Below are 21,190 nucleotides of genomic sequence, written 5' to 3' on the forward strand. Positions count from 1 at the left end.
CGGTTGTGAATAGAACAGAGGTATATGTATAGTTGAAACCATGGCAGCGGTCAAACAAAAAAGCCTGACCAATCAGGCTTCCGTAATTTGAATAACCCGAGTTTTAAATAGGTCACTATAAAACACAGGTTGTTCAAAAATAGTCAGATCGTAGCACCCGCTAGACAAGCCCCGCGGAGGCGTAGCAGCGCTACGCCGCACAATTTCACTGGTGAAATTGGACCGAGAAGGCGCCCGAAGGGTGAGGCCAAAGGCCTCAGTCACAAGGTGGCTTTTGAGGATGGCGGCGAGCTGGCTGTTTTTCAACAACCTGCTAAAATTTTACCCCCATGGCGTCGGCTACCGTATGGATATCCTTGTCCCCCCGGCCCGACAGGCAGACCACGATGCTCTTGTCCTTGGACAGGGTGGGGGCCAGCTTCAGGACGTGGGCGATGGCATGGGACGACTCCAGGGCCGGCATGATCCCCTCCTCCCGGGTCAGCACATTGAACCCCTCCAGGGCCTCGTCGTCGGTGATGGAGACGTACTCGGCGCGCAGGGTTTCCTTCAGCCAGGAATGCTCCGGCCCCACGCCGGGATAGTCCAGGCCGGCGGAGATGGAGTGGGCAGGCGTGATCTGGCCGTGCCCGTCCTGGAGCAGGTAGGTCTTGTTGCCGTGCAGGATGCCGGGGGAACCGGCGCTGAGCGAGGCCGCGTGCTTGCCGCTCTCGATGCCGAAGCCGGCCGCCTCCACCCCGACCATCTTGACCTTGTGGTTTTTCAGGAAGGGGTGGAACAGGCCCATGGCGTTGCTGCCGCCGCCGACGCAGGCCACCAGGTAGTCGGGCAGGCGCCCCTCGATCTTCTGGTGCTGCTTCTTGACCTCGAGGCCTATGACCGACTGGAAGTCGCGCACCATCTGGGGGTAGGGGTGGGGGCCGGCCACGGTGCCGATGACGTAGAAGGTGTCCGCGATGGTGGTCACCCAGTTGCGCATGGCCTCGTTCATGGCGTCCTTGAGGGTCGCCGTGCCGGCGGTGACCGGCGTGACCGTGGCCCCCAAAAGCCGCATGCGGAAGACGTTGAGGGCCTGGCGGCGGGTATCCTCCTCGCCCATGAATACCTCGCACTCCATGCCGAACAGGGCGGCGATGGTGGCGGTGGCCACCCCGTGTTGCCCCGCCCCGGTCTCGGCGATGACCCGTTTCTTGCCCATGCGTTTGGCCAGAAGCCCCTGGCCGATGGTGTTGTTCACCTTGTGGGCGCCGGTGTGGTTCAGGTCTTCCCGCTTGAGGTAGATCTTGGCGCCCCCCAGTTTTCGGGTCAGTTTTTCGGCATAGTAGAGCGGATTGGGGCGACCCACGTACTGACGCAGATAGTACTGGAATTCTTCCTTGAATTCCTTGTCGTGGCGGTAGTGCTCGTAGGCCTTTTCCAGTTCCAAAAGTGCCGGCATGAGGGTCTCGGGGACGTAGCGCCCGCCGAATGCACCAAAGTGTCCATATTTATCGGGGAGTTTCAAGGAACAGCCTCCTTAGCCAATCTGATGAATTCTCGTATCTTGTCCGCATCCTTCTTGCCCGGCCCGGATTCCACTCCGCTGGAAACGTCCACAGCATAGGGACGCACCTGGCGGGCCGCCTCCACCACATTCAGGGGCGTCAGTCCGCCGGCCAGGATGATGCGGTTGGACTGGGCCACGCAGGCGGCGATCTCCCAATTGAAGGTCTGCCCGGTGCCGCCGTGGGCGGCCGGGGACCAGGCGTCCAGCAGAAACGCCGCCACCCGGTAATCCCGCATCGATTCCAGGGAGGTGATGTCCTTCACCCGGAAGGACTTGATGACCCTGCGCCTGACCGAGTCGCAGTACCCCGGCTTTTCCTCGCCGTGCAGCTGGACGAGGTCCAGGCCGCACAGATCCACGGTGGCATTCACCTGCTCCAGGGGGTCGTTGACGAACAGGCCCACGGTCTGCACAAAGGAGGGCAGATGGCGGATGATGGCGGCGGCCTGTTCGGGAAACACGTGCCGGGGGGATTGGGGGTGAAAGACGAAACCCAAGGCGTCGGCCCCGGCGTCGATGGCCGTCAGGGCGTCCTCCAGGTTGGTTATGCCGCAGATCTTGACTTTTATCATATGGTTTTTGCCACGATCAATCCTGCTACGGAAACAGACACAATCAAATCTGCCACAGAGACACGGAGACACAGAAGAGGACGTCAAAGCCAAAAAGATTTTACATGGATGAACAGGATGAAGGGGATAAAACCTTGAATACGGTTACCGACAAAAGCCTAAAAACTGTTTATGCTTTTATCCTGTTCATCCCCTCCATCCTTGTAGATACGCTTTTGACTTTCTCTGAGTCTCCGTGTCTCTGTGGCAGATTGTCCGTTATTTACAATTCAACCTTGGGCAGCCGCTCCAGCGCTTCGCGGATCTTCTGCTCCGGGTACTCGTAGTCCTCCAGGTTGCCCGAGAGATAGGCGTCGTAGGCGCCCATGTCCAGTTGGCCGTGACCCGAGAGGCCGAACAGGATGGTCCGTTCCTTCCCCTCCTCCTTGGCCATTACCGCTTCGTCGATGGCGGCGCGCACGGCGTGGGACGACTCGGGGGCCGGGACGATCCCCTCGCTGCGGGCGAAGAGCAGGGCGCCCTCGAAGCAGGCGTTCTGCTTGTAGGCCTTGGCCTCGATCTGCCCGGCGTGGTGCAGTTGGGAGACCAGGGGGGACTCGCCGTGGTAGCGCAGCCCGCCGGCATGGATGCCGGGGGGCATGAAGTCGTGCCCCAGGGTGTACATCATGGAGATGGGCGCCATCTTGGCGGTATCGCCGTAGTCGAAGGCGTAGATCCCCTTGGTCAGGGTCGGGCAGGAGGCCGGTTCCACGGCCAGACAGCGCACGTTTTTGCCGGCGGCCCGGTCGGCGATGAAGGGGAAGGCCAGCCCGGCGAAATTGGAGCCGCCGCCGCAGCAGGCGATGACCACATCCGGGTAGTCGCCGGCGATCTTCATCTGCTCCCGCGCCTCCTGGCCGATCACGGTCTGGTGCAGGCAGACGTGGTTGAGCACGCTCCCCAGGGCGTAGTTGGTGTCGGCGTGGGTGGCGGCGTCCTCCACCGCCTCGGAGATGGCGATCCCCAGGGAACCGAGGCATTCCGGGTCGTGGGCCAGGATGGCGCGCCCCGCGTTGGTGAACTCCGAGGGGGAGGGGATGACCTGGGCGCCCCACAACTGCATCATGCTTCTGCGGTACGGCTTCTGGGTGCAGGAGATCTTGACCATGTACACCGTGCACTCAAGCCCGAACAGGGAGCAGGCCAGGGCCAGGGAGCTGCCCCATTGGCCGGCGCCGGTCTCGGTGGCCAGGCGGCGGATGCCGGCCTGCTTGTTGTACCATGCCTGGGGAATGGCCGAGTTGGGCTTGTGGGAGCCTGCCGGGGAGACCCCTTCGTACTTGTAATAGATCTTGGCCGGGGTGCCGAGCGCCTTTTCCAGGCGATGGGCGCGGTAGAGCGGCGACGGTCTCCACAGTTTGTAAATCTCCCTGACCTCGTCCGGGATGTCGATCCAGCGGTTGGGGGACATCTCCTGCTCGATCAGCGCCATGGGGAAGATGGCCAGCATGTCGTCCGGGGTGATCGGCTTGAGGGTCTGGGGGTTGATGACCGGGGCCAGGGGGCCGGGCATGTCGGGGATGATGTTGTACCACTGACGGGGGATTTGGTCTTCGCTGAGGAGGATCTTGGTGTTCATGTGGTTGCTCCTGAATTGAAGTCAAACCAGGGAGAGGGGGGAGGTTCTATGGGACTTATGGGTCTCATGGAACTTATAGGACTCATAAGTCCCATGAGACCCATCCCCTCCAATCTCTCCCTGGCAAAATTTGCAGCCGCTACTCCAGATTATCCTCGATCCTGATGAAGCCGGTCTTCTGGCTGATGACGTCGAAACGGTCGATCTCCGCCAGGGCGGCCTGCACGGCCCCTTCCCGGGCCTCGTGGGTCATGATCACGATGGGCACCGGCGCCGCGTCGTCGGCCTGGTGCGAGGTCTGCACCATGGATTCGATGCTGATGCCGTGCCTGCCGAGAGCCCCGGAGATGGCGGACAGCACGCCCGGCTGGTCCAGGGCGCTGAAACGGAGCATATACTTGCTGACGATCTCGGACATGGGCTTGAGCGGCAGGGTGGCCACCTGGTCGTCCATGAAGCCCAACGGCGCCATCCTGCGTCCCGCGCCGGCCATCATGCTGCGGGAAAGCCCGATCAGGTCGCCCACAATGGCGCTGGCGGTGGGGTTCTGCCCGGCGCCCCGGCCGTAGAACATCACCGGACCTACGAAATCGCCGTGCAGACGGATGGCGTTGAACACGCCGTTCACCTCGGCCAGCGGGTTCTGCAGCGGGATCATGGTGGGGTGGACCCTCGCCTCCACCTGGCCGTTGTTCAGCTTGCCGATGGCCAACAGCTTGATGCGGTAGCCGAACTCGCTGGCGAACTTGACGTCCAGGGCGCTGATGCGGGAGATCCCCTCAGTGTAGATGCTGTTGAAGTCGATGCGCGTGCCGAAGCAGAGGGAGACCAGAATGGCCAGTTTGTGGGCCGTATCCACCCCCTCGATGTCGAAGGTCGGGTTGGGCTCGGCGTAGCCCAGTTTCTGGGCCGCCGCGAGCATGTCGGCGAAATCCGCCCCCTCCTGGGTCATGCGGGTGAGGATGTAGTTGCAGGTGCCGTTCATGATGCCGAACACGGAATCGATGCGGTTGGCGGCCAGGTTCCCCTTGATTGAGGTGAGCACCGGGATGCCGCCCCCCACGGAGGCCTCGAACTGCACCTCGACCCCTTTGCGGGCCGCGGCGGCGAAGATCTCGTCGCCGTGCAGGGCCAGGAGCGCCTTGTTGGCGGTGACGATGTGCTTGCCCTTCTCGATGGCCTTGAGCACAAAGGTCTTGGCCGGCTCGTACCCACCCATCAGTTCGATCACCACCGAGATTTCGGGGTCGTCGAAGATGGCATTGACGTCGGTGGTCAGGCAGGCGGGATCGACCGTGACGCCGCGGTCGCTGGTGATATCCAGGTCCGCGATCCTCTTCAGTGCGATGCCGGCTCCGACCTTGCTGCGGATGACGTCCGCGTTCTGCTGGAGCAGCTTGACCACCCCGGCCCCGATATTGCCGTATCCTATCAGACCTACCTTGATGTCGCTCATTGACTAAACCTCGTACTCGTATGAAATCAAATTCCGCCACAGAGATACAGAGACACAGAGGAAACCAAAAGATTTTTAAAATAGATTACGAGAAGGGGCACTTTTGTAATTTGAATACGATTCAAGATCTGAATTACGAAAAGATTTTCTCTGTGTCTCTGCGTCTCTGTGGCAGATTTGAAGTATTTATTCTTCCGCCGGTTCCTCGGTCTTGGCGCACGCCTCGATCTCGTCCAGGATGCCGTTCACGAAGGCCGGCGAGTCCTTGTCGCCGAAACGGCGGGCGATCTCGATGGCTTCGTTGATGGTGACCTTCTTGGGGATGTCGCTTCTGAACATCAGCTCAAAGACGGCCAGACGCATGACGTTCAGGTCCACCCGCGGCATGCGGGCCAGTGCCCAGTTCTTGGAGCGGGCCTTGATGGCCGCATCGATGGCCTCGCGGTGCTGCTGCACCCCGGTCACCAGCCCCTCGGCAAACTCCCTGATCGAGGCCGGGGTTTCATGCTGCTCCTCGCGGAATGTCTGCAGGGTTTCGCGCAGCCCCGTGGTCGTATTGGCATCCAGGGCGTACAGCATCTGCAACGCCAGTTCGCGTGCTTCCCGTCGGATGCCCATTATTTGAGGGCCTTCAGCAGGTTGGCGGTTTCAATGGCCCCTGCGGCGGCCTCGAAGCCCTTGTTGCCGGCCTTGGTGCCTGCGCGCTCAACGGCCTGCTCGATGGTGTCGGTGGTCAGAACGCCGAAGATGACCGGCACGCCGCTCTCCAGGGAGACCATGGCCACGCCCTTGGATACCTCGGCCGAAACGAAGTCGAAATGGGGGGTGGAGCCGCGGATCACCGCGCCCAGGCAGATGATGGCGTCGTACTTGCGGGACTCGGCCAGCTTCTTGGCGGCCAGGGGGATCTCGAAGGCGCCCGGTACGCGGGCCACGTGGATGTCCTTGTCGCTGGCGCCGTGGCGGATCAGGGAATCCAGGGCCCCTTCCAGCAGGCGGTCGGAGATGAAGCTGTTGAAACGGGCGACGACGATACCGACTTTCAGGCCTTTGGCATCGAGGTTACCTTCAAAGAATTGTGGCATGACGATCTCCTTGTGCAGGGTGCCGAAAAACCGCTCCATTCGGGTGATTTTCCACAACCGGGATGTGTGGTGTAAAGAAACACAAATGTTAGCATAATTTTTTGCGACAAGGGAGAAAAAAGTGCACTCAAAGCCCTGCGATACGGCCATGGAAGGCGATGGCCCCGTCGTAGTCGGCCACCAGGAACTGGGGTCTGAGATTCGGCGCATGGCGTTGGGCGGCGGTGATGGCGTGGCCGCAGACCAGTTTCAGCAGGCTCGGGTCGAAGTTTGCGGCGATGGCGATCTCCCGGGCGGTGTTGGCCGGGGCGATGGTGGCGGTGATGGCCTCGGGCAGCCCCGCTTCACCGGCCCACCCCTGGAGGGTGGACAGGTCCAGCTCCGAAGCGGCGGCGTGGGTGTTTTCGTGGCCGCAGGCGATCTTGAGCAGCTTGGCGAACTGGCAGGCCACGAACGGTTGGTCATAGCCCCGTTGGGCGCAGGATTGCAGGGCATAGGCCACGTGGTCCCCCATCATGACGAAGGCCTCCTCCGGGAGGGCTGTTGCGGGATCGGCGGCGCGGTTCAGGTGGTGCTGGGCCGCCAGTTCGCTGGTGCGGCCGGTGGAGAGGACCACGTTTTGGCAGCCGCAGGCGCGGGCCACGTCCAGGGCCGCGTCGATGGTATCGGTCCACGCCTTGGCCGACAGGGGGCGGACGATGCCGGTGGTGCCCAGGATGGAGAGCCCCCCCACGATGCCGAGGCGGGCGTTCAAGGTCTTCTGCGCCCGCAGTTCGCCGTCCGGGATGCTGATGGTGACGTGGAGCGCGGGTGGTGCATCTTGAGGCGTGAATCGTGAATGGCGAAGCGTGAATGGTGAATCTTTAAGCGTGAATTGGGCGTCGTGAATCGCTTCGCGTACCGCCTGCTCGATCATGCGGCGGGGCACCGGGTTGATGGCCCACTCTCCCGGCCCTACGGCTAGGCCCGGTTTGGTGGCCTTGCCGACGCCGGTGCCACCCTCGATGACAATCTCACGCCCGCTTGTGGAGGAGTGGGGCGGGGCGGGGATGACCGCCACCCTGGCGTGCAGTTCGGCCCCGTTGGTCACGTCCGGGTCGTCCCCCGCATCCTTCACCACGAAGCAGGAGGCCTCATGGGCGGTGAACCGCTGGCCGTGCAACGGGAAGGTGGCCGAGACCCCGGCGGGCAGGTCGATGGCGACCTCCGCAACCTCCGCCTGGCGCACGAGCATCAGGGCCGCGCCCTTGGCGGCGGCAGCGGCGCAGGCGCCGGTGGTGTAGCCGTGTCGCAGCGTTTTTTTCATCTGGTACCTTGTAGGTTTAAATATTTCGGAGATTTTCTGCCCTCCTAGTTTAGGAGGGCTCTCTGGGCGCTTTGCACTAGCCAGGTTGTTCAAAAATAGTCAGATCGTCGCACCCGAAGAAGGCCCTGAGGAGGCGTAGCAGCGCTACGCCGCACGAAAGGGGCTTCGAGGATGAAGGCCTGATGGCTGTTTTTCAACAACCTCCTACGCCCCTGCGGCAATGATCGCCAGGGCGTTCACCACCGCCGCCGCCACGTTGGACCCCCCCTTGCGTCCCATGTTGGTGATGAAGGGGATGGAGCCGTCCGTGGCCGCCAGGGCGTTCTTGCTCTCCTCGGCACCCACGAAACCGACCGGCAGGCCGATGATCAGGGCCGGATGGGCTGTACCTTCCCCGACGAGGCGCAGCAGTTCGAACAGGGCCGTGGGGGCGTTGCCGATGACGAAGATGCGGTTGTCCAGGGTTGCCACCGCCTTGCGCATGGCCGCGATGGAGCGGGTGATGCCGTCGTGCCGGGCCGCCTCGGCTACGTCCGGGTCGGCCACGTGGCAGGAGACACGGCAGCCGAAAGGGGCCAGGCGGGCCTTGCCGATGCCGGACAGGGCCATGTTCGTGTCGGTGACGATGGCGCAGCCGCTCTTGATGGCCGCCACCGCCTTTGCCACAGCCCCGTCGGAGAACACCATGGAACCGGCATACTCGAAATCGGCGCTGGTGTGGATGCTGCGGCGCACCACCTGCCACTCGGCCTCGGGCCAGCCGTGCTCCCCGGCCTCCTGGTCGATGATGCGGAACGATTCGGCCTCGATGGCCTCCGGTTTCATGGTCAGGGAGTCCATCAGCGCCACCCCAGGAAGTCCAGCGCCTCGTCGATGCGCTCGCACTCCACCTCGGCCAGCTTGCGGTGCACCCCTAGATGCGGGCCCATCTCCATGATCAGGCCGGGGTGGCGTTTCTGGGCCGCCTCGATCTCCTCGGGCAGGTCGTGGACCACATGGGCGCCCATGAAGAGAAAATAGGGCATGAGAAGGATGCGCTCGGCCCCGCGGTTCACGCAGGCGTCAATGCCGTGCTGGATGTTCGGTTCGTGCATCTCGCGGAACGAGACCTCCACGATCTCGAAGCCGGATATTTCCTGCACCATCTTCGCCACCTCGCGGGCGGCGTCGTTTGCCTGGGGGATGCGGCTGCCGTGGGCCATAAGCAGAATTGCGGTTTTCATTGTTCCTCGCTTTTGTAGGTGAGTGGGGATGATGGGTGGTTTTCTCCCCTCCTAGTTTAGGAGGGGCCGGGGGTGGTAGCCTTTAATCCCAAGCAACTGCTCGACCACCCCCTGGCCCCTTTAGGCCCCAGAGGGTCCTCCTTATCAAGGAGGGGGAACTCCAACTCCTCCACCTCTGCCTCCCCCAGGCGCTGCATGAGGGTGGCAATGAGCCGTTCCGCCGGGGCCACGTTGCCGCCGGGGGCGGCCTTGCCGTGGGTCCGGGGCGGGTGCAGTTCGGGGGTGAGCCCCTTGATGGGGAGGCCGGGGTTCATGACCTTGTTGAAACGTTGGGCGCGCCCCTCGTTATTGACGTAGATCCCCTCCTGCTCCACCCAGGCGGTGGTGGGGAGGAACACCCCGGCCCGTGCCGTGAGCCTCGTAGGCCGCCAGTCGGCGGCGGCCAGCACGTCGATCACCGGCGACAGGTCGCGGGGGAGGTCGGCCTCAAAGGAGATGATCCCCCTGATCCGGCTGTCGGCCAGGGCCGTGGAGAGCGCCACAGTGTTGTGTTGCCGGGCCAGTTCGGCGCAGCCGAAGGCGTTGGGGCCGTCCAGGATAAAGGCCAGCTTGGCTGTGCGGGGGGGTGACTGCACCGCCTCCACTCCTTCCGTGGTGGCGCCGCAGATGACGACCGGGCGCTTGGCTTCCGCCAGGGGCACTGCGGCCAGGGTGGCGACGTGCTCGAATGGGAACGGAAGTTGTCCCCTCACCCGGCCTTCGGCCACCCTCTCCCCTGGGGCGAGGGTATGATTTGTGCCTTCCCCCTCGGGGAGAAGGTCGGGATGAGGGGCAATAACGTACACCTTTGCCCCGCTCCGCCACGCTTGGCGCACGGCCAGGGCCATCATGGGGGCCTCATTCAGCAGGTCGCATCCCACGAGGGCGATCAGGTCGGCCTTGCGCACGTCCTCCTGGGAGGCGCTGCTCTCCGCCGTCAGCAGAGCCACCGCCTCACCGGTCAGGTGGGCCTGGTCCGGGGTATCGAAGTAGCAGAGCGCCCCGGCACCCAGCAGTTCCGCGAGGCGCGCCGCCATGATGTTTCCCCCCAGGTCCATGCGGGGCGAGCCCACGATGGCCAGGGCCTGGGGGCCGTGCAGTTCCAGAAAATCGTCGATGCGGGTCGCCAGGGCATCCAACGCCTCGTCCAGGGTGACCGGCGTGCCGTCCACCAATGCCTGGCGGGGGCGGTCCGGGGCGTTGACCATGGTGTTGGCAAAGCGTCCCTTGTCGCACATGAACCAGCCGTTGACGCGGTCGTTCCTGCGGGCCGTGGTCTTGAGCAGCTCCCGGTAGCGGGCCATGGGGACGGTATTGCACCCCAGGGAGCAGTGGGGGCAGATGGAGGGGGCCATGTCGTAGTCCCAGTAGCGGGCGCGGAAGCGGGCGGTCTTGTCGGTGAAGACCCCGGTGGGGCAGATGTCCACCAGGTTGCCGGAAAAGGGGGATTCCAGCGGTCCCTCCTCCTGGCGGCCGAAGTAGATCGTGGCGGCCCTGCCCATGACGCCGAAGTCGGTGCCCCCGGCGTATTCCTGGTAGAAGCGGGCGCAGCGGTAGCACTGGATGCAGCGGTTCATCTCATGTTCGATGTACTCACCCAGGTACTGGTTAACGTGGGTGCGTTTTTTGCCGTCGTAGCGCCGGATGCCGTGCCCGCCGGCGATGGTGTAGTCCTGCAACTGGCATTCGCCCCCCTCGTCGCACACCGGGCAGTCGTGGGGGTGGTTGATCATCAGCCACTCGATGACGCTCTTGCGCATGGCCACCGCCTCGGCGTCGGTGGTGGAGACCACCATGCCGTCCTGGGCGGGGAGCATGCAGGACATCTGCACCCCCTTGACCGGGCCGTCCAGCAGTTTCACGGCGCAGACCCGGCAGGCGCCGGCCTTGCCCAGGGCGGGATGCCAGCAGAAATGGGGGATGGGGATGTCCACCGACTGGGCGGCTTCCAGCACCGTGGTGCCCTCGGGGACTTCAACCGGTATGTCGTCGATAATGAGTTTGATCATTTCCAATGTTCAATTCCCCAGAGGGCACTTCCCCCCGGTGATATGTTCCCGTACCTCGTCCTCGAACAATCTCAATAGCCCTTCCACCGGACCCATGGCGCCGGGGGCCAGGGCGCAGAAGGCGTAGTTCAGCTTGTGGACGTGTTCCCGCAGGATGTCCATGTCGGCCATCTCCCCGCGACCCGCTTCGATCCGTTCCAGGATATGCTGCACAAAGGGGAGCCCTTCCCGGCAGGGGGTGCACCAGCCGCAGGACTCGCGGGCGAAGAAACGGACCAGGTTGAGGGTGGCGGCCACCATGCAGGTGGTCTGGTCGAAGACCACAACCCCGCCGGTGCCCAGGCGCGAACCGGCCTTGGCCACCGGGTCGAAGTCCAGGGGCACGGTCCTGTGGTCCCTGGTGAAATAAGGGGTGGACGCGCCGCCGGGGATACAGGCCTTGAACGTGCTGCCGGCCCGCATGCCGCCGCAGTGGGTGTCGATGATCTCCCCCAGGGTGGTGCCGATGGGGAGCTCCAGGCAGAGGGGCTTCTGCACATGGCCGCTGACGCAGAAGAGCTTGGTGCCGGCCCCCTCCGGGGTGGCGGCCAGGGCCTTGAACCAGGCCGGGCCGTGGGCGACGATGGCCGGGATGTTGGAGAGGGTTTCCACGTTGTTGACCACCGTGGGCTGGCCCCACAACCCTTTGACGGCGGGGAAGGGGGGCTTGGAGCGGGGATTGGCCCGGATGCCCTCCAGGGCGTTCATGAGGGCGGTCTCCTCGCCGCAGATGTAGCGGCCGGCCGACTGGTGCACGTCCAGCTCCAGATTGAATGTGCTGCCGCAGATGGCGCTGCCCAGAAAGCCGGCCTTGTGGGCTTGGGCGATGGCGCCCTTCAGGTTCTGGGCGGCCAGTTCATAGCCGCGCCGGATGAAGATGAAGGCGCGTTCCACCCCCAGGGCGTAGCAGGCCAGGGCCATCCCCTCCACCAGCAGGTAGGGGTTGCGCTCCAATAGCACCCGGTCCTTGTAGGTGCCCGGCTCCATCTCGTCGCAGTTGCAGATCAGGTAGCGCGGCCCCGGCAGGTTGCGGGGGACGAAGGACCATTTCTTGCCGGTGGGGAACCCGGCCCCGCCGCGCCCCCGCAGGCCCGAGTCGATCACCGTCTGCTGCACGGCGTCGGGCGAGAGGTCGGCCAGGGCTTTTTGCAGAGCCTGAAATCCACCCTCGGCCCGGTATTCGTCCAAGGTCACGGCCCGGTCGGGGCGATTATGTCTGAAGAGGATATCGTTCATGGTTTGCTCGTGCTTTAAATTACCATCATAGTCCCGGCATGGCAAGCGCGGCACACCGAATTCACCTCCCGTGTTACCGGCGCCCCGTAACCGGTCATGCCATATCGTCCCCAGGTACTGAAATGTACCGCTAAATGACGTATATTCTGCAAGTAACGTGGTAAGAGGTTTGTTGCTATTTAATAGAAATTTAATGTAAATTTTGCTAAATGAATTGGAATGATGTACGTTTAATAACATAAAATTTACGTGCCGTGAGGGGGGCGCCATGACGTTGTTCAGGAATATCAATCTGGTTTGGAAATTCACGATCTTTGCCGGACTTGCCACGCTGTTTCTTCTGATTGCCATGGTGGTTTCCTACCGGGGCATGCGGGGGACGAACGAACGTTTCGAACTCTATGCCGACAAGTACCAGACCCTCGGCTCCACCGTGGGCGAGATGCAGGCCCAGGGGCTCCAGGCAGAACAGGCTATCCGCAACGTGATCCTCAATCCCGGCGATGACAAGGCCCTGGCCAACTACAAGAAAGCCTCAGCGGAGTTTCTCAAATTACACAAGGAGGCGACCGCAACCGCCGCAGGAATCAAGGATTATGCCAAGAGACTAGAGCAGGTGCCGCCCCTCTGGCAGGAGGCGGCGGTCATCAAGGATGAGATTATCCGTCTGGCCAGGGACGGCAAGCAACCGGAGGCGATAGAGCTTCTGGTGCAGAAGGAAACCCCCCAGTGGCGCCGGATAAAAGACCGGATCATCGAGACCCAGAACGACATAAAGAAGGATATGAAGGCCGAGCGGGCATCCCTTGATGCATTCACGGTGAAAACTTTTACCATGACCGTTGCCACCCTAGTGTTGACCGTCGTGCTGGTCAATGTGCTGCTGCTCGTTTTCTGGCGGGTCATGCAGGGCTCGTTCAATGAATTGACTGGCCGTCTGCGGGATATCGCCTCCGGCGAGGGAGACCTGAGCAAACGCATCGAGATCAAGGGGAAGGATGAGATGGCCCAAGCGGCCCATTGGCTGAACCAGTTCATGGACAAGCTGTCCCAGACCATATCCGGAGTAGCTGGCACCACCTCCACCCTGGCCTCGGCCACCTTTGAACTGAACAGCACCGCCGAGCAGATGGCCGCCAGTACTGAGGCGGTTGCAGCCCAGGCGGGCACCGTGGCGACGGCCAGTGAGGAGATGGCTGCCACGGGCCAGGATATCGCCAGTAATTGCAATATGGCCGCCGAGAGTGCCAACCGCGCGGTGGCAACGACCCAGAGAGGGTTCGAGGTGGTCAGGAACACCGTTAACGGCATCCGCGAGCGTGGTGCACGGACCAAGGCCAACGCCCGGACAATCGCCTCCCTGGGCGAACGTTCCGATCAAATCGGCCAGATCGTGGGCACTATTGAGGACATTGCCGACCAGACCAACCTACTGGCGCTGAACGCCGCCATCGAGGCGGCCCGGGCCGGCGAACAGGGGCGGGGGTTTGCCGTCGTGGCCGACGAGGTGAGGGCCCTGGCTGAACGTACCACGCGAGCCACCAAGGAAATCGGCGAGATGATCCGGGCGATCCAGCAGGAGACCAGGAGTGCCATTGTCTCCATGGAGGAAGGGGTTGTCGGCACGGAGAAGGGCGCCCAGGAGGCGGCTCAACTGGAGACATCGCTGCAGGAGATCCTGGAGCAGGTGAACGCCGTGACCATGCAGGTAAGTCAGATCGCCACGGCAACGGAGGAACAAACCGCCACGACCAACGAGATCACCAATAACATTCAGAAGATTTCTGAGGTGATCATGGACGCGTCCCGGGGGGCCCAGGACACGGCTGCCGCATCATCCGGCCTTTCCCGCCTGGGAGAGGACTTACGCAGTCTGGTGGGCCACTTCAGGCTGGCCTAGTTGTGTAAGTTGTAAGCCCCCTTATGCGGGGTGTGCCGTCATGGGTCAGCGGGGCGGGGAGTGCGGTGGTCGGCGATGATGGCTGCGGCCTGTTCCGGTGAGACCGGGCCGAAGAGCCGGTCCCCGATCATCAGGGCCGGGGCGTTGCCGCAGTTGCCGAGGCAGCAGCAGGGGAGCAGGGTGACGGCGTTGTCGGCGGTGGTGGAGCCCGCCTCGATCCCCAACATCTGTTCCAGGTGGCGCAGGAGGGTTTCGCCCCCCATGGCCCAGCAGGAGATGGAGTCGCACACGTGGACCACCGTTCGTCCCACGGGGCGGCGGTAGATCATCTCGTAGAAGGTGGCCAGCTCCTCCACCTGAAGGGGGGAGAGCCCCAAAATGGCGGCGGCCTCGGCCACGGCCTCGTCGGTCAGCCAGCCGTAGTGGCGCTGCAACTCCTTCATCACGTCCACCGCCGCTTCCCGGGGGGTGATAGCGTGGGCCACGCGCTGTTCCAGTTCCTGTCTCAGGTGTGTTGGGATCATGGTGCTAGATTATAGATGCTTTGCGGGCCGTGGCAAGGGGAAATCACGGCAGAAAATGCGCGAAGACCTGATTGGAGAGGAGCATGCCGCGCCGAGTGAGGCAGACCCGGTCCCCGGCCGCTTCCAGCAGCCCCTGGGCGGTCAGCTTGGCCAGGGCTACCCCGAAGGTTTCATTCAGGCCGATCCCGAATGCCTGCCGGAACCCGCTCTCCCCGATGCCGTCCGCCATGCGCAGCCCCAGGAACATGAATTCGGCCATGGCGTCCTGCCGGGTGAGGCGCTGCTCCTCCCCGTGGGGCAGATGCCCCTGGGCCACGGCATCGGTATAGGCGTCCAGGTCGGCCGGGTTGCCGAAGCGGACGCCGTACCCCTGCCGCAGGAAGGAGTGGGCCCCGCACCCCAGCCCCAGGTAGCCGTCCCGGCGCCAGTAGCCGCTGTTGTGGGCCGAGCGGCGGCCGGGGAGGGCGTAGTTGGCGATCTCGTAATGCTCGTAGCCTGCGGCGGTCAAGACGTCGTCCGCCTCCTCGAACATGGCCACCGCCAGGTCCTCGTCGGGGAGGAGCGGGCTGTCCACGTCGTAGCGCTGGGCAAAGGGGGTCCCCTCCTCCACGGTCAAACCGTACACGGAGATATGCTCCGGTCCCAGGGCCAGGGCCTGTTCCAGTTCGCTGCGCCACATGGGGAGGGTCTGCTCCGGCAGGGCGTGGATCAGGTCGATGCCGATGTTGGTAAAACCTGCCATCCGCGCGGCCCGGAAGGCCTCCCTGGCCTCTGCTGCGCTATGGATGCGCCCCAGGGCCGCCAGCATGGGGTCGTGGAAGGACTGCACCCCCAGGGAGAGGCGGTTGACCCCGGCGCTGCGGAAGGCGGCCAGCCGCTCCATGTCCACGGTGCCCGGATTGGCCTCCAGGGTGATCTCGGCTTCCCTATCCAGGCCGAACAGGTCGCCCGCCCGTTTCAGAATCCGGCCGATTTGCCGGGGATCGAGCAGGGAGGGGGTGCCGCCGCCGAAGTACACCGACTCCAGCGGCCTCTCCGCTGTGAAGGTGTGGGCCGCCAGGCCCATCTCCGCCAGCAGGGTACGGGCGTAGACGTCCAGGCCGGCGGCGGTGGACTCTTGGGAGACAAAGGCGCAGTAGGGGCATTTGCGGCGGCAGAAGGGGATATGGAGGTACAGGCGTGTGAACATATTATATAGATTGTGTAGGGACCGTGATGTTTCTGTTCCGACTAACGGGATTGTTGCCGGTGAGACGGTTAAGGATTGCAATTTTAACCGGATTGGGTACAATGTGTCCACTTTCAAATTACTTTCAAGGAGATTCGTCATGAAACGTGCAGTTGCCATCCTGGTCGCCTTTGTCGCCGTAGCGTTCGTAACGGTTGCGGCCCAGGCTGAGAGCAAGGGCGAGCAGATCTTCAAGCAGAAGTGCACCATGTGCCACGTCGTCAAGGGTAAGGGCGGTTCCATCGGCCCGGAACTGACCAAGATCGCCGCCAAGCTGAAGGAAGGCGACCTCAAGGTCCAGTTGGAAAACCCCAAGAAGAGGAACCCCTCCACCACCATGCCCTCTTTCAAGACCCTGCCCAAGGCCGATATGGACGCCCTGCTGGGGTATTTGAAGACCTTGAAATAACCGGTGCATCGAAAGGCCTGCCGCGAGGCGGGCCTTTTTTCTTTGGAGGCTTATGCGACTGAGGGAGGATCAGATACACCGCCTGGCGGAAAAGGTGTACAACGACTTGGCCGCCGAGGGACTCATCACGCCCAAGGGCGAGCGGAGCGCCGTGGTTGCCGGGATCGCCAAGGCCATAAGCCACGATTTGACCCGCGAGCAGCTGCTGGAACGTGACGCCGAACGGCTGCTGGACGAAACCGTCGCCGCCATGGGGCGGGGCGCCGCGGAGATCGACCGGCGCAAGATGCTCAGGATGATCAAGGGAAAACTGGCAAAAGAACGGAAGATCGTACTATGAGCCTCTCCGAAGACCGCGTATCCAACATGGCCCACGAGGTCATCAACTGTATCTGGCGCGACGACCTGGCCGATGTGACCGACGAAAGCCGGGCCCTGGCACGGGTCAAACAATCCCTGGGCGCCTTCTTCGGCGCCGTCGAGGAGATCGACGGCACGGTGCGCGCCAAGCTGAGGAACCATGCCCAAGGAAGCCGGGACTGGGAACTCCTCTACCAGAAGTTCTATCAGGAAGAGTTGGCCAAGCGGCATCTTTAAGAGGTTGTTGAAAAACAGCCATCAGGCCTTCGTCCTCGAAAGCCCTTTTGTGCGGCGTAGCGCTGCTACGCCTCCGCAGGGCTTTCTGCGGGTGCGACGATCTGACTATTTTTGAACAACCTGAGTTTTTCAACAGCCTGTTAAGACCTACACAAAACGGAAAGATCACAGCCCATGCTCGATCCCGAACTGACCGCCCAGCTCAAGCGGGTGCTGACCTCGATTGAACAACTCCTGCCACGACCGATTCCACGCATCGACTGGTCCGTCACCGCCGCCGCCAACTGGCACCGCCATTCCTTTGCCGGATACCTGGAACCGCTGGACGTGGTGGAGAGCATCCGCCTGGACGACCTGCTGGGGATCGACGAGCAGAAGAGTGTGGTCGAGGAGAATACCCGGCAGTTCCTGGCCGGGTTGCCGGCCAACAACTGCCTGCTGTGGGGGACCCGGGGCACCGGCAAGTCGTCCCTGGTGCGGGCCATCCTCAACAGCTATGCCCCCCGGGGGCTGCGGGTGATCCAGGTGGACAAGGACGATCTGGTGCATCTGCCGGATATCGTGGACGCCATCACGACGGAGCCGTACCGCTTCCTGGTGTTCTCCGACGATGTCTCCTTCGAAACCGGGGAGTCCAGTTACAAGATGTTGAAGAGCGCCCTGGACGGCTCGGTGTACGCGCCGCCGGAGAATGTGCTGATCTACGTCACCTCCAACCGCCGCCACCTGCTGCCCGAGTACGAGAGCGACAACCGCGGGGCCATGCTCTATAATAATGAAGTCCACCACGGCGAGGCGGTGGAGGAGAAGATCTCCCTGTCCGGCAGGTTTGGGCTCTGGGTGGGCTTCCATCCCTTCAGCCAGGACCAGTACGTGGAGGTCGTCCGCCAGTGGGTCGGCAAGCTCTGCGCCAAGCGGGACACGGCGTCCATCTGGGATGACGAGGCCCGGCAGGCGGCCATCCTCTGGTCCCAGCAAAAGGGGGACCGCAGCGGGCGCATCGCCTACCAGTTCGCCAGCCATTGGGTGGGAAAGCGGCTTTTGGCCCGAGGCTAGGCACAAGAGAAAGAAAGGCGACTTCCGCCACAGAGACACAGAGGTCCACCGAGAACAGCCAGACAGAGTTAAACCGTAGGGGTACATCGAATCTATTACAGCAGGGCCATGGGCACCCGTCCGCGGCCTTTTTTCACGAAAGGCAGGTACATATTGCAGCTCCCGTATAAACCGTTCCTTATCGCCATCACCGGCGTTTCCCTCTTTTCGCTGTCCGTGGTCTCATCCCGTGCCGACGATCTCCTGTCCCAGGCTGCCGCCCAGTTTCGGGAAAAGGATTACAACGACGCCTACGCCCTGGCCAAGAAAAGCGCCGAATCGCCCCAGCGCACCTTTCTGCTCGGCGTGACCGCCCTGCGCCTGGGCAAGGCCGACGAGGCCCTGCCCCTGTTGGCCGGTGTCGAGCAGAAGCTCCCCCTGGCGGGGGACTATGCGGCCCTGTACCAGGCCGAGGCGCTGCTGAAGCAGAAACGGTACACCGAGGCCGCTGCCAAGGCGCAGGCCATTGCCAGGACCTACCCCGGCTCCCAGCTGACCCGCCGGGCCGACAAGCTGGCCGCTGACAGCCTGTTCGGGGCCGCCGACTACCATAGGGCGTTCAAAGCGTACCAGGCCTTTGTGGAGCGGTACGCGGCCGGTAGCGACTCGGTGGACGCCCTGTTCCAGGCGGCCCGCAGCCGGGAGGAAAACGGCGACAAGAGCGGCGCGGCCCAGAACTATCGCAGCATCTGGCTGAACAATCCGACCGCACCCCAGGCGAAACAGGCGTGGGACCGGCTCGCGGACCTGGAGAAGAACGGCGTCAAGAGCGCCCCGTTCACCCCCGAGGAACTCCTGCGCCGCGCCTCCAGCCTGTACACCCAGAACGAGTTCAGCGCGGCCCTGAAGGCGTTGGCGGCAATTCAGACCGATGGCCAGCCCGAGGGTTTTGCCAGCCGGGTGGATTTCCGAACCGGCATGGTTCAGTATCGCCTGCGGAACTTCAAGCTGGCCGAGAAGTCTTTTCTGCGGGCAACCGCTTCCTCCCTGCCGAGCATCCGTTCCGAGGCGCGTTTCTGGCGGGCCAAGTCGTTGGAGCGCCAAGGGCAGGAGCAGAACGAGCAGGCTTTTGCCCTCTACAGGGAGTTGGCGGGCGAAGGGAAACGGCAGGAGTTTGCCGACGACGCCCTGATGGAGGCGGCCGGCCTGCGCAAGAACATGGGGAGCTTTGCCGAGGCGGCGCGCCTGTACGAACAGCTTGCCAAAAACTTCCCCGGCTCCAAGTTCCTGTCCCGCTCCACCTGGGAGGCCGCCTGGTGCCACTATCTGACCGGCGAGTATGCCGTGGCCGCCGAAGCGTTCAAGGCGCAGCTCAAGGATAACAGCGTGCGGGAAAAGGCGCTGTACTGGCTGGCGCGGACCCTGGAAAACACCGCCCCGGCCGATGCCGCCCTCTATTACCGCCAGCTTCTGGACGAATGCCCGGCCGGTTTCTATGCCACCTGGTACCGGGACCGGAAGGGGATCGCCGACCCGCGTGAGCCGTTGGGCAAGCGCAACGCCCTGACGGAGCTGCCCCTGCCTGCCGGCTTCGAGAAACCTCGCCTCCTGGCGGCACTGGGGATGCAGGACGAAGCCCGGGTCGAGATGGCGGCCGCCCGCAAAAAAAACGGCGACAGGAAGGCCCCCTTTCCCGGCCTGGCCCGTATCTATTTGGAGATGGGGGAGTACGGTTCCGCCATCGCCCTGTTCCTGCAAAACCGGCCGATAAAGTGGGAGAAGGCCAGCCTGCCGCTCTGGACGGTCGGGTATCCGGTGGCCTATGCGGATCACATCGGCCAGCAGGCCGCCGCCAACTCCCTCTCGGAAGGGCTGGTCTACGCCCTGGTCCGGGCCGAAAGCGGTTTTTCGCCGACCATCAGATCCGGGGCCGGGGCCATCGGCCTGATGCAGCTCATGCCGGCCACGGCCAAGCAGACGGCGCGGGAAAAGGGGAGTTTCAACCCCCAACGGCTGGTTGCGGCCGATTACAACATAAAGCTGGGAACGAAGCATCTCCGGGAACTGCTCAAGGGGTTTGACGGGGATGTGGTCTACTCCATCGCCGCCTACAACGCCGGGGCAGCGGCGGTCGAACGGTGGAGGAAGAACTTCAAGGGGCTGAAGAAGGACGAATTCATCGAAAGCATCCCCTATCAGGAGACCCGGGACTACGTGAAGAAGGTCTACGCCTCGGCCGCCACCTACCGGCAATTGTACGGCATCAAGTAGACCCGCCCGGCATAGTCTGTATATGAGAAAGGCCTTCCCCCAACGGGAAGGCCTTTCTCATTATATCCTTGCTAGAGAAGGGGGGGGAGGGGATGATCGCCCTCCTCGTCCCGGTACTCTTCGAGCCCCTCGAAGAGGGTCGCCAGGATGGCCGGGTCCAGTTGATTGCCCGACATGGATGCCATGATGCCGCGGGTGTCGCTGTAGGAAAATCCGGGGCGGTAGGGGCGCGAGGAACGCAGGGCGTCATACACGTCCGCCGCCGCCACGATCCGGGCTTCCAGGGGGATGGCGTCTGTCGCGAGCCCTATGGGATATCCCCTGCCGTTATAGTATTCGTGGTGGTGCAGGATGATGTTGACCACGACCGCCGGCATGTTGGCGGCCTCGGCCACGGTCGCCCCCCAGAGGGGATGCTTGCGGATCACCTCCATCTCCCCGTCGGTCAGGCCCCGCTCGGCATTCAGGATGGCTTCCGGGACGCCGATCTTGCCGCAGTCGTGGAGCCAGCTCCCCACCTTGAGGTCGTGCTTTGCCTCCATATCGAGGCCCATCCGGCGGGCGATAATCTCCGCATAGGTTGCGACCCGCTCGCAATGCCCCTTGGTGAGCGGGTCCTTCAGTTCGATGGTCTGCCCCAGGGCGTGGAGAAGGAACTCCATGTCCTCGCTGGAAGCCAGCATCATCCGGTAACGGCGCGCCCCGTCGCGCACGGCGGCAACCATCTCCGCATCCTGCCACGGTTTGGACAGGAACCGGAACACCTCGCCGCCGTTGATGGCGCCCACCGCCATGGCGAGGTCCGCCTTGGAGGTCATGAGAATCTTGACGATACTGTGGGAAAACTCCCGCATGCGGCTGAAGAGCTCAAGCCCGGTCATCTCGGGCATGTAGTAGTCCGAAACCACGATGGCGATCGGCGTTTCCCTGATGATCGCCAGGGCCTCGACGGGAGAGTCGCAGGAGAGGACATTGGCGCCTATGCCGGTCAACAGTTCGGCCGTATAGCCCAAAATGGCTTTATCGTCATCCACGACAAGAACAACTTCCTGCATGCAGCTCCCTCCAAAGACTCATATTTGGGTCACCAAAATAGG

The 21,190-nt window shown here is 63.2% G+C and carries 20 protein-coding genes; 6 read left to right on the top strand and 14 right to left on the bottom strand.

What is annotated here, in order from left to right:
• Window positions 1-313: 313 nt before the first annotated feature.
• The 11 genes from trpB to nuoF all read right to left on the bottom strand — a co-directional run bounded on the left by trpB (window position 314) and on the right by nuoF (window position 12,129).
• Entirely contained in the window at window positions 314-1,504 is a 1,191-nt protein-coding gene (gene trpB / locus F6V25_RS08380; protein WP_151128161.1) for a tryptophan synthase subunit beta, read from the bottom strand.
• On the bottom strand, window positions 1,501-2,118 hold the full coding sequence (locus F6V25_RS08385; protein ID WP_151128162.1) for a phosphoribosylanthranilate isomerase: 618 nt from the start codon (window positions 2,116-2,118) through the stop codon (window positions 1,501-1,503). Before F6V25_RS08385 ends, trpB begins: the two co-directional genes overlap by 4 nt.
• A 262-nt stretch (window positions 2,119-2,380) precedes the next feature.
• Window positions 2,381-3,736, bottom strand: coding sequence for a TrpB-like pyridoxal phosphate-dependent enzyme (locus F6V25_RS08390; protein WP_151128163.1), 1,356 nt, complete (start codon window positions 3,734-3,736; stop codon window positions 2,381-2,383).
• Between the two features lie 139 nt (window positions 3,737-3,875).
• Entirely contained in the window at window positions 3,876-5,192 is a 1,317-nt protein-coding gene (locus F6V25_RS08395) for a homoserine dehydrogenase (RefSeq protein WP_151128164.1), read from the bottom strand.
• A 186-nt stretch (window positions 5,193-5,378) separates the two neighbouring features.
• Window positions 5,379-5,810 carry a transcription antitermination factor NusB gene (nusB, locus tag F6V25_RS08400; protein ID WP_151128165.1) on the bottom strand — a complete coding sequence of 144 codons (432 nt, stop codon included), beginning with the start codon at window positions 5,808-5,810 and terminating at the stop codon, window positions 5,379-5,381.
• Window positions 5,810-6,277: a 6,7-dimethyl-8-ribityllumazine synthase gene (gene ribH / locus F6V25_RS08405; protein ID WP_149306203.1), complete on the bottom strand. Its 468-nt coding sequence runs from the start codon at window positions 6,275-6,277 to the stop codon at window positions 5,810-5,812. Before ribH ends, nusB begins: the two co-directional genes overlap by 1 nt.
• 127 nt (window positions 6,278-6,404) lie before the next feature.
• Window positions 6,405-7,583, bottom strand: a complete 1,179-nt coding sequence (gene cbiD, locus F6V25_RS08410) for a cobalt-precorrin-5B (C(1))-methyltransferase CbiD (RefSeq protein ID WP_151128166.1) — start codon at window positions 7,581-7,583, stop codon at window positions 6,405-6,407.
• A gap of 204 nt (window positions 7,584-7,787) precedes the next feature.
• Window positions 7,788-8,423 carry a precorrin-8X methylmutase gene (locus F6V25_RS08415; RefSeq protein WP_151128167.1) on the bottom strand — a complete coding sequence of 212 codons (636 nt, stop codon included), beginning with the start codon at window positions 8,421-8,423 and terminating at the stop codon, window positions 7,788-7,790.
• The gene (locus F6V25_RS08420) at window positions 8,423-8,806 is read right to left on the bottom strand and encodes a sirohydrochlorin chelatase (protein WP_151128168.1); all 384 of its coding nucleotides are present in this window, start codon (window positions 8,804-8,806) and stop codon (window positions 8,423-8,425) included. Before F6V25_RS08420 ends, F6V25_RS08415 begins: the two co-directional genes overlap by 1 nt.
• A 56-nt stretch (window positions 8,807-8,862) precedes the next feature.
• Window positions 8,863-10,854, bottom strand: coding sequence for an NADH-quinone oxidoreductase subunit NuoG (nuoG, locus tag F6V25_RS08425; RefSeq protein ID WP_151128169.1), 1,992 nt, complete (start codon window positions 10,852-10,854; stop codon window positions 8,863-8,865).
• A gap of 9 nt (window positions 10,855-10,863) precedes the next feature.
• Window positions 10,864-12,129: an NADH-quinone oxidoreductase subunit NuoF gene (gene nuoF / locus F6V25_RS08430; protein ID WP_151128170.1), complete on the bottom strand. Its 1,266-nt coding sequence runs from the start codon at window positions 12,127-12,129 to the stop codon at window positions 10,864-10,866.
• A gap of 268 nt (window positions 12,130-12,397) precedes the next feature.
• On the opposite strand from nuoF, the gene F6V25_RS08435 reads away from it, so the two are divergent.
• Window positions 12,398-14,029 carry a methyl-accepting chemotaxis protein gene (locus F6V25_RS08435; protein WP_246167002.1) on the top strand — a complete coding sequence of 544 codons (1,632 nt, stop codon included), beginning with the start codon at window positions 12,398-12,400 and terminating at the stop codon, window positions 14,027-14,029.
• Window positions 14,030-14,067: 38 nt separating this feature from the next.
• Here F6V25_RS08435 and nuoE read toward each other — a convergent pair whose 3' ends face one another.
• Window positions 14,068-14,553 (bottom strand): NADH-quinone oxidoreductase subunit NuoE, encoded by a 486-nt coding sequence (gene nuoE / locus F6V25_RS08440; RefSeq protein ID WP_151128171.1) that lies wholly within the window; start codon window positions 14,551-14,553, stop codon window positions 14,068-14,070.
• 43 nt (window positions 14,554-14,596) lie between these two features.
• Window positions 14,597-15,742: a radical SAM family heme chaperone HemW gene (hemW, locus tag F6V25_RS08445; RefSeq protein WP_151128172.1), complete on the bottom strand. Its 1,146-nt coding sequence runs from the start codon at window positions 15,740-15,742 to the stop codon at window positions 14,597-14,599.
• A 139-nt stretch (window positions 15,743-15,881) separates the two neighbouring features.
• Here hemW and F6V25_RS08450 point away from each other — a divergent pair, with 139 nt between their 5' ends.
• The 5 genes from F6V25_RS08450 (at window position 15,882) to F6V25_RS08470 (ending at window position 20,093) form a co-directional block, all read left to right on the top strand.
• Window positions 15,882-16,190 (top strand): c-type cytochrome, encoded by a 309-nt coding sequence (locus F6V25_RS08450; protein WP_151128173.1) that lies wholly within the window; start codon window positions 15,882-15,884, stop codon window positions 16,188-16,190.
• A 52-nt stretch (window positions 16,191-16,242) separates the two neighbouring features.
• Window positions 16,243-16,530: a DUF507 family protein gene (locus tag F6V25_RS17410; RefSeq protein ID WP_151128174.1), complete on the top strand. Its 288-nt coding sequence runs from the start codon at window positions 16,243-16,245 to the stop codon at window positions 16,528-16,530.
• On the top strand, window positions 16,527-16,787 hold the full coding sequence (locus F6V25_RS17415; protein WP_149306191.1) for a DUF507 family protein: 261 nt from the start codon (window positions 16,527-16,529) through the stop codon (window positions 16,785-16,787). Before F6V25_RS17410 ends, F6V25_RS17415 begins: the two co-directional genes overlap by 4 nt.
• Window positions 16,788-16,961: 174 nt before the next feature.
• On the top strand, window positions 16,962-17,843 hold the full coding sequence (locus tag F6V25_RS08465) for an ATP-binding protein (protein ID WP_151128175.1): 882 nt from the start codon (window positions 16,962-16,964) through the stop codon (window positions 17,841-17,843).
• A 153-nt stretch (window positions 17,844-17,996) separates the two neighbouring features.
• A complete protein-coding gene (locus tag F6V25_RS08470) occupies window positions 17,997-20,093 on the top strand; it encodes a transglycosylase SLT domain-containing protein (RefSeq protein ID WP_191966136.1) in 2,097 nt (698 codons plus the stop codon).
• Window positions 20,094-20,164: 71 nt separating this feature from the next.
• Here the strand turns inward: F6V25_RS08470 and F6V25_RS08475 are convergent, their stop codons facing one another.
• The gene (locus tag F6V25_RS08475) at window positions 20,165-21,148 is read right to left on the bottom strand and encodes an HD-GYP domain-containing protein (protein WP_151128177.1); all 984 of its coding nucleotides are present in this window, start codon (window positions 21,146-21,148) and stop codon (window positions 20,165-20,167) included.
• Window positions 21,149-21,190: the final 42 nt, after the last annotated feature.

Origin of the sequence: Oryzomonas japonica, from assembly GCF_008802365.1 — a bacterium.
GTDB lineage: Bacteria > Desulfobacterota > Desulfuromonadia > Geobacterales > Pseudopelobacteraceae > Oryzomonas > Oryzomonas japonica.